This is a genomic window from Bacteroides sp. AM16-13 (genome assembly GCF_003602705.1).
GTDB classification, from domain to species: domain Bacteria; phylum Bacteroidota; class Bacteroidia; order Bacteroidales; family Bacteroidaceae; genus Bacteroides; species Bacteroides xylanisolvens.
The window spans coordinates 39315-52562 of the sequence record NZ_QTLK01000018.1 but is presented as its reverse complement, the minus strand read 5'-3'; the positions used below and the strand labels follow the sequence as shown (position 1 = coordinate 52562).

Here is a 13248-nt window from a genome sequence, read left to right as displayed (position 1 = left end):
ACTACAAAAGAGTAAGTATACGAACAAGAACATTCTGAAAATTTTCACTTTTCTATCCTAACAAGAGTAATTTTCACTTTCAAAAAGGCAACTAGCTCATTGCGAGTCAGTTGCCTTATATATTTTTTTAATTCAAAGAATATCCCATTACAAGTATGTTTGGCACTTAATAATGACAGTATATCTTATAAAACACGAAGTTTCTTAATCTTTTTCGCTTCTGGTTTTTCCGGTAATTTTTCACCATTTACTCTCACATTCTCGAAAATAATATTCTCACCATGCTCCAAGCGATAGTCCGACACAGCCTTATCTACGGTGATATTCTTCAACGTAATGTTTCTTATAGGTAGTTCCGGGAATCCAGCCATGGATATAGCACACTCATTCGTTTGCCCACAAGTTACGTTTTCGACCGTAATCTTGTTGAACAAGGTAGGATGAAATCCCGATCGCTCTCCCTTATAATTCGGTTCTACGCGAACCAAAGCTGTGCGCACCGAGTCAGCCTGTATGTTGCGAACATAAATATTTTCGATATATCCCCCTCTGTCAAGATTCGATTTGAAATAGATGGCATTCGATGATTTAAGGATACTAATATTTTCTATAAATACATTACGTACACCTCCCGATATTTCGCTTCCGATACATACCCCGTTTATTTTTGACCAAAAGGTGCAATTGCGAATGACGACATTTTCAGTAGGCTGTCCAATACGCCAAGCATCATTATCCCGTCCCGACTTAATAGCAATAGCATCATCGCCCGTGGAGAAAGTACAACCTTCAATCAAAACGTTGCTGCATGATTCAGGATCACAACCATCGTTATTCCGATTATGACTGTCAACCGTTACATCACGAACAATAACATTATTGCAAAATATCGGATGGATCACCCAGAACGGTGAATCTTTGATTGTGATACCTTCAATACGCACATTTACACAACCATACGGTTCGATAAACCCTGGACGTAATCTGAAACCCTCTCCAAATATACGCCTGTAAATAGGCAGGTTTTCACGTCCCATTCGTCTTAGTATTTCCTTGTCTATATTCTGATTATCAGCCCAGGCAGAAAATTTCTTGGAACCATTGCCATTTATCGTGCCTTTTCCAGTCAAAGCGATATTCTGTACATGATAAGCGTAAATCAGCGGAGAATAATTAAACAATTCCGTACCTTCCCATCGTGTAATTACCGTGGGCAAATAATCTTCCTGGTTACTACTAAAATTCAATATAGCACCATCTTCCAAATGGATATTGACATTACTCTTAAATACCAGCGGTCCATTCATATAATAAGTTCCTGCAGGTACAATTATTCTACCGCCGCCTTGATCACTACATTGTGTTATAGCCTTATCAAAAGCACCTTTGCAAGGCATTCTCCCATCTGCTACAGCACCAAAATCAGCAATGTTGTATGTCTTATCAGGAAAAGTCACCGGATTAAGTTCTGCTACTATTTTGTCCGCTATATCCCAAGGTGAACTTTTTGCTGCAAGATTTGCTGTATTTGTCACTATTAAAATAAACACTATTAAGAAACTCTTCTGCATCTGCATATCCAAATTATTATATGGAACTTTCATTTGTACTTATTTTTATTCCCAAAAGAATAAGATCTTTAGATATATCAATGAGGATGAATGATTCTTAATCAAGAACAACCTCATCCCCATTATTCATTCAATGTTCTATTCATTCCGTTTTAAATGGAATGACAGTTATTTCTTTTTTCTGTCCCGGGTAAGGTTCTACCATGCAACGCTTAGCCCATGCTTCGTAGGCTTTTGACATTTCTGCCACCTTCTCCGGATATTTAGCAGCCAGATCATGTTGCTCGCTCCGGTCTTCATTCAGATTGTACAATTCCCATTGAGAGTTATTTTTCGGGCGAACTAATTTCCAGCCATCATTGGAAAGAAAAGCACGTTCGTTGAAGTGTTCAAAGCCCAGATAGTCGTGTCCCTTGCGATGTCCGGTCTTGAAGATAGGAAGCAAGCTCTTTCCTTCCATTGGAAGAATATCATGTCCTTTATAGGTAGTTGGATATTCAGCATCCGCTAAATCGACACAAGTAGCCATGATGTCCATTACATGCCCTATTTCAGATGTCATGCCACCCACGTTCTTTTTAATTCCTTTCGGCCAGTGAGCAATCATCGGAGTACAGATTCCTCCTTCATAAGATTTGGCTTTCCAAAAGCGGAATGGAGTATTCGCTACATTAGACCAACGGGCTCCCAATGAAGCGTATGTAGTCTGTGGTCCAGGCAATACTTGTTTATTACGCGGGTAAATGATTTTTTTTCCATCACGAGTCATATCCGGACGGTCGTTCTCTCCACCAGACATGTTCTGGCAGTCTTCGTTACTGCAACCATTATCAGACAAGAAAAGAATCAATGTATTATCAAGCTGTCCGGTCTTTTTCAAAGCCTCGATAATTTGTCCAATACCCTGATCTACACGGTCGATCATTGCAGCGTGAACGGCCATCGCACGGGCATCCCACTCTGCATGTGGATTGTCTTCCCATTTGTCATGAAACTGACGTTCGGACAAAAAGTTATCCATTCCCGGAAAAATACCCAACTGCTTTTGACGTTCATAACGGGCATTACGGATAGCTTCCCAACCTACTTTATAAGTATCCTTATATTTCTCAATATCTTCAGGAAGTGCATGCAGCGGCCAATGCGGTGCTGTATAAGCCAAGTACATAAAGAATGGTTTATCATCCTTTGCATATTCTTCTACCTCTTGCACAGCGCGGTCAGAAAGAGCTTGGGTTATATAATATCCTTTGGGTACTTCTTTTATAGGCACTTCACCTTCTACCAGGCTGAACGGATCAAAGTAATCCACCACTCCATAAATTACTCCATAGTGAGAATCAAACCCACGATTGACGGGATAATGACATAAATCAGAGAATGTATCATGGAAGACACGGTGTGCCAACCATTCGCGTTGGTCTTTACGGAGTGGAGTCTCTGCAACATGCCATTTTCCAACCATACTGGTGGTATATCCTGCTTCTTTCAACACCTCGGCAATGGTAACGGCATTGCGTGAGAGTGTTCCGCGATAGCCCGGCAAGTGAGCATCAAAGGTCATTCGTCCGATTCCGGCTTGGTGCTGGTAAAGTCCCGTCAACAGGGAAGCACGAGTCGGGCAACTACGACTTGCATTATAGAAATGATTAAAGCGTACTCCTTCTTGTGCCAGTTTATCCAAATTAGGAGTATGAATCTCGCTACCATAGCATCCCAGATCGGAATAGCCAAGGTCATCTGCAAGAATTACCAAGATATTAGGACGTTTGTCCGATTTCTTGCCTTTCGCCTCTGCTGCAGAATGGCCAGCAACCATCAAGGCGGTCGGTAATAGTAATAATTTAGAATTCATAAGTTTAATATTGGTTTATAATTTGTTTTTCACTGTATTACTCTTTTCCTTTGTCTTTGTTTTCCTCAAACCATTTACATACTTTTTTGCTCAACTTAGCTACGACTTCCGGATGCGACTGCGCCACATCGTTCTTCTCGAATTTGTCTTTTTCAATATCGTACAGCTGTGCATCGCTTCCATCGCTATTTATCAATAGCTTCCAGTTGCCACTGCGTATAGCCAGATGAGGACTTCTGTCGTTTGCATTTCCCGGTTTCTTAAAGAATTGGTTTCTACCGAAATCCCACATCAAATCCGTTTTACGTTTAGCTTTCGATTTGCCCAAAAGAACTTTATCATAATTTTGTCCGTCTCCCTGATAACCTTTCTCTGTTTCAATTCCGGCTATCGCACATAAAGAGGGATATAAATCGACTGCACACAGTACGCTCTCATTATTCACTTGTCCAGCCTTTATTTTCTTGGGGTATTTTATAAGGAACGGCATACGAATTCCACCTTCATAAAGGCTGTTCTTCGTTCCTCTTAAATAGGCAGCACGAGCGGATTGGAAACTGGGTGCCGGTCCGTTGTCACTAGTGAAAATCACGATTGTATTTTCCGACAATCCCAACTCATCCAATGCTTTGATAAAACGTCCGATCTGTTTGTCCATTTCAGCAAGAACAGGGATGAAGGCTTCTTCCGTATTCCAGCTTTTATTATCCTTTTGCTTAAATTCCGGTACCCAAGGGGTATGCATATCATCCGGCCAGAGATTCAAAAAGAAAGGCTGGTCTTTATGACGTTTGACAAAGTCGATGCTCTTATTTACAAAGTACTCGGTACGTCTCCAGCGTTTTACACTGTCTTTGGCCGACCATATCCAGTTCGTAGCAGTGATTGCCGGTTCCGGGTCCGGACTTTCATACGTCGATATATATTCGTCAAAACCATAATTTTTAATAGAAGGTGCATTGTGTACGTCGCGCCCGCCTCCCATGTGCCATTTACCTATGTGTCCGGTGGCATAACCTGCACTTTGGAAAGCACGTGCCATGGAAGGATTCTTGTCACTCAAAAAGTTACGCTGTTCACAATTCTTGTTGCTGGCTTTATTATTTAAAAAGGTATTAATTCCTACTTCAATCGGGAATTTGCCTGTTGTCAATCCGCAACGTGAAGGTGAGCTGACCGGTGCGGATGAATAATACTGATTGAATAACAATCCGTCCTGCGCTATCTTATCAATATTCGGAGTAGAAACAAACTTACCTCCATAACAACCGATATCTCCGATTCCCATATCATCTACATAGATGACGACCACATTGGGTTTTGTCTCTGCCTGCATACTGGCCACGGGTAATAAAGCTCCCAACCAAGGCAAATGTTTTTTGATGTTCATAATTATTCTGATTTAATTAACTATGCTTTTTGTCGGTTCCGTGTGACTGACTTATGTAGCAAAAGTAGAGAAGTTTTTTAAGAGAAAGGGAAAAATACAAATCAATAAAGGAAAAAAACAGGTAAACAGAGATGAGGAACAGCTAATCTAACCCCATATATAAACAAAATAGGGAAGACACTATTCCTAATATCTTCCCTACCTCTACTCATTTATAAGATTACCATTCAATCTGTTGATCTTCATCCGGAATCTGCGTATTGATATTCCGTTGAAGCGTCATGCTTCCTTCTACTCTATACTTGATAGGAATAACTTCCGTACCACTTCCACCATAGGTAAAATCTTGAAAATCGTATTCAAACATAATTTGAACATAACGGCGTTCCAAGTAAGGACGGGTAGCGTCCATAATCGATGTACTACTGTAGATAGGTGTTCCTATCAGTTTGAATTCCATCTCGTTTGTTGGATCGTCCGGCTCCATATCCAATGTTCCATCCTCTTTAAAATGTACATTAATTTTATACTTCTTACGTATGTCTTTATCCATATCCTCATTAATCAGGCCTGCATAAAAGAATACGGAATTGTTATCTATCACATATCCTGTACGCTTGTTCGTCGTTCTCGCGTTGTTGTCAGGCTTGCCATTTATATAGGTGTACACTTTCATGGAAGAAGCCGTGTACGAACCGGAATAATCGTTAAAAGGAACCACTTTCAACAAAGCTTTTGCATAGTTCTTACGCGGATGACTCTGATAATCAGAGGCTCCATCATCAACAATGGTCAATGGTAAAACCCATTTCTCCAACATATCAATACCTTGTAAACTAAAATCTATATTCAATTGCTCTACACACGAACCGGCAGGAATATGTACTGTTTCGGGGAATTCGTATTTATCTTCCTCCATTTCAGTATACCACAATTCCGGACGATAAAGACTAAAACGCTCAATATTCAGTGTTTCCAGCGTATCCTTATCTACTGCTATACGTATATCTCTGTCTTGTCCATTCACTGTAGAGCCACTGACAATGATAGGTAGCTGATAAGTCACCTTTCCATTGTCCTTATATCTTACATAGATAGTAGTAACACCATCGCCTCCTGAAGCGATAGGCGCTTTGAAAGATACGTATTGTCCATACTGCTCATCTTCCCACTCATTATTACAAGCGGTTCCCAAGACGATGACAGCCAATAAACTTAAGCATATATATATATTTTTCATATCATATTCTTATTAGGAGATTAATCATTGTACGTCCATCCCGGATTCTGCGTCAACCGTTTATTACGTTTCAACTCATCATGGCTGATAGGCCAGAAATAGAGTTTACGCGAGAAAGCAGTAGGTAAGTCTGCAATTTCAATCGGAGTATAAAATTGTTCTCTCTGCTCCTCTGTGTCCGACATATAGAAATTACATCCGTAATTTTTCTTGGACTCTTCCACTTCTGCATCTTTCCATCTACGTAAATCAAAATAGCGCTGCCCTTCGGCCATAAGTTCAATTTGACGTTCACGTTTCAACTTTTTGCGGAATACATCCCGATCCTGATATTCCGACATTGTATAATCAGGCACACCTGCACGGCGACGTACTTGTCTGATACCTTTTTTCATTTCATTAATATCACGGCTGACAGAATAAGTAGTAGATCCATCCCATGACGAAATGTCGTATGAAGAGCCGTCTTCCAATTCATTCAGTGCTTCAGCATAAATCAACAGGATTTCGGCAAAACGAATAGCAGGCTCCGCTTTCGCTTTGATTTCCTTACGATTCGTATCATCCGGATGCACATATTTCATGATACCAATCCCGGATCGTAAATAGACACCAGTACCGGAGAAACCGTCCGTATTGATACCGTAATAATAGTTAACTTGTTTCTCAACGTCATTTTTATAATCAACTGTCTCTGCATTTTTTAGTAAAGGCCACACGCAACCATTGAACGAAACGGAAGCATAGAAACGCGGTTCACGCCATGCATACTCTTTCCACACCCCCTTCTTTAAATGAGGATATGTTCCTGCTTCTCCTTCCTTTTTAGTCACAAAACGATTTCCAACCTGACAGGTATCCAAAAAGGTTTGGCGGTTAAACTCCGAGCCATCATACATATAGTAAGCATCACACATCTTTATTGTCATACCATAAGCATTGCTTCCATTACCTAATGTTCTCGGCATTTGAAGTTTCACCATTTCAACCAAACTGTTCCCCCCTTGGTTACGTCCACGGCTGAAAATCAGCTCCGGATTCTGATACATCGCTAACGCACCGTTGAAAACCGACCGGTAAGATTCGTAAGGATCTATATCACTATAACCACCTTCATTCCATGTTTTTGTCGAGAAATCACCATCCTGATAAGGAGCAATGGTAGCAGGATATCCAGGTTCGGCAATATCAGTAGCCTTCTTATGATAAAGCTCATAACGACGTCCGTTATTTTCCCCGGGAAGTTCCATTACATCTCTGGCCGCAGCTGCTGCCTTTGCCCACTTATATTCATTATATTCTTGAGACATCAGACAATTTCCATCATAGTCTACCATATCCGAAAACTTATCTGCCTCCCCCGGACGTGGGTTATTAATAGGGCTTGCCGAATACAACAACGCTCTGGCACGAGCCGCCAATGCCGCTCCGCGTGTAGGACGCGCGCCCTGATTAAGAGCTCGGTTCAGAGGCAAATCTTTGGCAGCCAAGAGCATCTCCGATTCGATATACTCTACGCATTCATCATACGAACTACGTTGGATGGCCAAATCATCATAACTGGCAGTATAATCCAGTCCTTCATCAGGTAACAAAGGCACAGGACCATATTTACGCAACAATAACCAATAATAGTAAGCACGCACAAAACGTGCCTGCGCCTTCAGATCGGCCCTCTCCTCTTCGGTAAATTTCGTGTTCATATCAATATGCTGGATAAAGATAGATGCTTGACGAATACCTTTATAACTTTCACTCCACGAATGCCGATAGCTTTCATCGTAAGTACCAGTCTTGAACTCCTTATACACAGCAAGACTATTACCTCCAAAATAGATATCATCGGCAAAATTAGTGATGGTATTCAACATCATAGATACTTCCAAATTGTAACCATTTAAAAAGGAGTAAGCATGCGCCAACCATTCTTCTGTATTTTCTTTATCAGTAAATACATCCTCCAAAGAACGACGGTCTTTAAAATATTTATCAGAGTCGAGTTTATCCGCACAAGCAACAATAATCGCACTCAACGCAATACCAATACACAGTTTATATATCTTTCTCATTTTTCATGTATTTAATTAGATATTCACAGTCAATCCCAAAGTAAATGTCTTGGCAAGTGGATACTTCTCTCCATTAGTACTTCCCATTTCCGGATCCCATTCTTTAAATTTAGCAAACGTCAAGAGGTTTGTACCGATAAAAAATACGCGTATTTTATTAAACCGTATTTTGTTCACGATTGATTTAGGCAATGTATAACCTACCTCCAATGTCTTCAAACGTAAATAAGAGCCATCTCTAAGCCAGAAAGTAGAAGCTCTATAGTTATTATCGTTCCCTCCATAACTAAGCCGAGGATACGAAGCATTTGGATTCTCATTAGCAGGAATGCCCAATGTAGCTGCCGTCTCCGCATCAACATAGCGGTTTTTCACCAAATTTGTCAGAACATTTCCCCATTGACTGCCACTAAAAGCGTATACTGTAGGACCATTAATGAAAAACGAAGACTTGCCTGCCCCTTGGAAGTGTGCATTGAAATCGAACCCTTTCCATTGTGCAGAGACACCAAATCCATAAATTAAATTCGGTTTGGTTGTCGCACCAATAGCCACTTTGTCTCCGTCATTAACAACGCCATCTCCATTGACATCTTTATATTTGATGTCACCCGGTTGTACTTTTCCCCATGCTGTCTGCTGAGGACTATTGCGTATATCATCGTAATCCTTGAACAGTCCCAAAGCAATTAGTCCCTTTGCCTGATTCACCCGGTAACCTGCCTCCTTTTGATAAGGGTAAACCGCATTCATTTCATCTTTCTCCAAAATTTCGTTTTTGCTGTAAGTGAAATTACCGCGAACAGTCAGATTAACCTTTCCTATCTTCTGTTTGTAAGCAAAGTTACCGTCAAAGCCTTTCGACAGAACACTTCCTACATTAGCTTTCGGATTACTATTCACGCCCACAATACCAGGTAAATATTGACGTTCCATATAGATTCCGTCACGCTGTTCATGGAAATAATCTACAGTAGCTGTTAACTTATCATTAAATAGAGAAAGATCCACACCGGCATCGTGCTTGGTTGCAATTTCCCAAGTAACATTGTTAGAGGCTAATTGCGTATAGTGCATTCCTGTATAGACATTGTCCGGAGAACCATAATCACTCCAAGTCCAGCCATTTCCATCGTCTTTGATAGTATATAAATAAGGAAAACGATGTACTGTATCACCTATTTTAAGTTTATCACTACCAACTTTACCATATGAATAACGCAACTTAAACATATTCATCCATTTCAGATGTTTTTTTACCAATTTCTCTTCCGCTATGTTCCAAGCCAAAGAAAAGGCTGGAAAAAAGCCAAAGCGATGTCCGTCGGCAAAATTCTCCGAACCGTTGTAGCCGAAATTGAAATCTACGAAATAACGATAGTTCCAGTTGTAGTTGACACGTCCCGCCAATCCCATGTGTCGTTTGGCAACACCATTTTTTACATCTGTACCAATATCAACTGTAGTCCGGTAAGCGTCCTGAGTATATTTCAATATTGCACCCACATGATGTGCTTTGAACGCCCGATTATATTGTAAAAATGCTTCTAAGAATTCACGACGCTCACCACTCGAAGAGCTAGTCTGTTCCATAGGCTTCTCAGCATTTTGTTGTTTAAAAACCAAATTTCCGTCATCATCTCTGTCTCTTTGGGCACGCCAAGTTTCCGGCATTCTGATGCGGTTTATTTCACTCTGGTTACTCGTATCAAACCCGAAACGTCCCTCAAAACGTAGACCTTTCGTGATGAAATCCAACTTTTGCTCCAAAGAAATATTGGTTTGAATTTTATTGTTCCAGATTTCCTTATAACCACTCTGTGTAGCAAGCACCCAAGGATTATTGCGATTATCGTCCGTTCCGTGTGAGGGAATATAACCGTTAGAGTACATGACGGGAATACTGATCGGGCTCTGTCCCATTAAGGAAGTCCATACGTTAGCACCTTGTCCCGGTGCATTACGTTTTTTCAAAGAACCAGATACTCCCACTTTAACAAGTGTACTTTTAGTAATGTCTATATCTGTATTCAGACGATAGTTCCAACGCTGGCTACTGGGATTGGTATTATAATCCTTGCGCATAGCCTCATCCGTCTTATACATACCTTCCTCATTAATATAACTGAGAGATACGAAGTAACGTGCCGTGCTACCACCACCACTCATATTCAGATTAGCACGATAAGTCATGGCTCCATCCTTCATCAGCACATCCATCCAGTCCACATTCGGATACAAATCCTGATCAAGCCCCAATCGCAAGATTTCCATTTCATCATCCTGATACATTCTCTCCTGATTACGTGTAATCCGCGCTTCATTCATCAGCATAGCATAACTATAGCCGTCTGCAAATTCAGGTGTGATGGTGCGCGAATTATAAGAACTTTCCACCTTAGCATTGATTTTGATCTTGCCTTCCTTACCACGTTTAGTAGTAATCAAAACCACACCATTTGCACCGCGAGAACCGTAAATTGCTGTGGTAGAAGCATCTTTCAATACAGTAAAAGACTCAATATCTTCAATGTTAATTTCATCCAAATCACGTTCAAAACCATCAACCAGCACCAATGCAGCACTATTGGCACCAAAAGTGGAAATACCTCGAATCCAGAATTCAGAAGTGTTCACACCCGGTTGTCCGGAAGTCTGCATAGCAAGCACACCCGACACATTTCCCGCCAGTGCGTTAGAAAGATTGGCTGTAGGGTTAGATTTCAAAACCTCGACATCTACATTCGTCACGGCACCAGTCACGGTCAACTTTTTCTGTGCACCAGTTCCCGTGATTACAACCTCATCGATTTCCTTAGCTTCCGATTCTTTCATTGATATATTAACCAGATTCTGACGTTTCACCAATACCTCTTGCGTATCGAAACCAATATACGAGAATACCAAACGAGAAAATTCCTCAGTTTTAATCTTGTAGCGTCCGTTGATATCTGTTATTGCACCTAAACCCGGTTTGTCCTTCACTGTCACATTAACACCTACCAATGGTTCTTTATTCATGTCTGTCACGACTCCTGTCACCTCAATCGTTTTTTCTTGTGCAAAGAGAGAAACTGAGACTAACAACAAACAAATCGTAATAAATTCTTTTATTCTCATGCGTTCTTCTTTTTATTGATTTCCTTGGTTCTGATTATCATCGGATGCTTCTATGCTTAAATCGTCAGAGGCTTGTTCCCTAGCAATCTTCCGAATCTTATGATTTCCCCAATCACCTACATAGAAAGTCTTTGTAGCCTCATCGTAGGCTAAAGCTGTCGGTTGATTAAAACGTGCTCTTTCACGCACCTCCCCATTTTGCTTACCCCATTTATAACTGGTTGAGGAAGCGGAACCACGTCCGGCAAATGTAGAAACCACTCCATCCGGAGTCAACACTCGGATACAATGATTCTCTCTATCTGCAAAATAAAAGTCATACCAATCAGCTTTATTGGCAGCCTTGTACTCCTCATTAAGAACAAAAACACCTTGACCGGGCCTATTGATACGTGCATTGATACCAACAAGATCTTTATAATCCGCCTGACCGGATTGTCCACACACAATGTACGGCGTCACCAATTTTTTTGTTTCATCATCATAATTGGAGCGAAGTATATAATGCGATTCATGCATTATGATATACACATATTTACCTGTTGGATGAGGAACCATACTAAAGTCAACGGTTTGGTTAGGTACGCTAAATGCCAAAAGATCATCCAGCCCTTCTCCTTTAGGAACTTCTGGATTGTTATTATAACCGTTCTCTTCAAAATTATATCTGTACACTTTACCCTCTGCACGATAATTGAAGTAAAGTTCTCCCGTTTGCGGAAGGACCATAGAGCCATTGCAAGCATTACCACGCGTCAAAGCTACCCAACTAGACTCTTTGAAATCTAGTCCGTCCACACTACTTCCACGCTTTAAGATAATGTTGTTTCTATTCTTAGAATTACCAGTCTGAGGAGTAGCCAATACCATATCACCATCATTAGTCCATGTAATAGTAGTTGCACGTTTAATGTCATTTAATTTTTTAGAGTAGATCATTTTCTTTTCCAAATCCAGTATCCTTAAAGGTCTTTCATTATCATTTTGAGACAAGTAAAGGATATTAGGATGTTGAGGATCGAAAGAAAACCAAAAAGGATAATCAATCTTTCCGCAATTATCAAACGGTCCAGTCTCTACAATATCGCCCTGCCCCAATTCATCTACATCACCACATAAGTCTGTCACTACCATTTGCGGTTCGTACTGATATTTTTCAGATGCTATCACAGTTTGCTCACCCACTTTTACTTCAATAGTTCCTTCGAAACAGCTTTCCGGCGTAGAACAGTAAATACTAGTACCTTTAGCACTAATAACAATAGCTTCTTTTCCACCTACCTTAACGGAAACAAGAGAAGGATCTGTGCCAAAATTACTGCCATAGATAATCATCTTCTTCTTTCCACCTCCCGACTTGGGTGTGAAATCAGTTACCTCTACTGGCTGATTCGGATCATAAGGTGCTGATGTCTCGTCTTTGCTATCTTTGCAGCCAGTAAAACAGACTGCAAAAACGAATGCCAACATCATACACTGTAACCCTATGCTCCCATGTTTCATAGTTTTACATTTCATAATACACTAGATTTAAATTATTGATTATTCTGAACTTTATCCATTAATAGCTTCATCCAGTATCCTCCAATCACCGAACGAGCTCTAAAGCCAACCCATCGTCCGCTGTCTGTATGGTGCCAGTCACTGATAGGTACACGAGAGACTGTTTCATTGATATATTTATAGACAGGATCAGAGAATTTCTGGAAAGTTTCCTTATCTGATGACATAGCTGCTGTCCACATGATCCAGTCAGATTTTGTGTATTCTTTACGCGAATCCAGAGGAAGTCCATAAGGATTCTGTTTGCTCAAATAATAGTTTATTTCTTTTCCGATTACATTGTTAGGGAATAAATTCAGGTTCCATAACTTATCCCAAACCATGTTATATTTTTGACTCCAGGTATCTTTACGGTCAAAAGCCAGACGGTAATGATCTCCCTCATTCGCCATTTCTTCCCATTTCACCGCCATTTTCTTGGCTATAGCCGCATATTTGTC

General features: G+C 40.6%; 8 protein-coding genes. All 8 read right to left on the bottom strand.

What is annotated here, in order from left to right; translation table 11 throughout:
• Positions 1-185 precede the first annotated feature (185 nt).
• On the bottom strand, positions 186-1604 hold the full coding sequence (locus tag DW173_RS15315) for a glycoside hydrolase family 28 protein (RefSeq protein ID WP_120144702.1): 1419 nt from the start codon (positions 1602-1604) through the stop codon (positions 186-188).
• Between the two features lie 109 nt (positions 1605-1713).
• Positions 1714-3426 carry an arylsulfatase gene (locus DW173_RS15310; protein ID WP_120144701.1) on the bottom strand — a complete coding sequence of 571 codons (1713 nt, stop codon included), beginning with the start codon at positions 3424-3426 and terminating at the stop codon, positions 1714-1716.
• 37 nt (positions 3427-3463) lie between these two features.
• Positions 3464-4816 (bottom strand): sulfatase, encoded by a 1353-nt coding sequence (locus tag DW173_RS15305; RefSeq protein ID WP_117811486.1) that lies wholly within the window; start codon positions 4814-4816, stop codon positions 3464-3466.
• 220 nt (positions 4817-5036) lie between these two features.
• Positions 5037-6056, bottom strand: coding sequence for a DUF4973 domain-containing protein (locus DW173_RS15300; RefSeq protein WP_120144700.1), 1020 nt, complete (start codon positions 6054-6056; stop codon positions 5037-5039).
• Between the two features lie 20 nt (positions 6057-6076).
• On the bottom strand, positions 6077-8125 hold the full coding sequence (locus DW173_RS15295; RefSeq protein ID WP_074638157.1) for a RagB/SusD family nutrient uptake outer membrane protein: 2049 nt from the start codon (positions 8123-8125) through the stop codon (positions 6077-6079).
• 15 nt (positions 8126-8140) lie between these two features.
• Complete coding sequence (locus tag DW173_RS15290; protein WP_087322879.1) at positions 8141-11245, bottom strand: SusC/RagA family TonB-linked outer membrane protein; 3105 nt, start codon at positions 11243-11245, stop codon at positions 8141-8143.
• A 12-nt stretch (positions 11246-11257) separates the two neighbouring features.
• Positions 11258-12763: an IPT/TIG domain-containing protein gene (locus tag DW173_RS15285; protein ID WP_120144699.1), complete on the bottom strand. Its 1506-nt coding sequence runs from the start codon at positions 12761-12763 to the stop codon at positions 11258-11260.
• Between the two features lie 17 nt (positions 12764-12780).
• Positions 12781-13248 (bottom strand): DUF1793 domain-containing protein (locus DW173_RS15280; protein ID WP_233562186.1); only part of this gene is annotated, 468 nt, incomplete at its 5' end.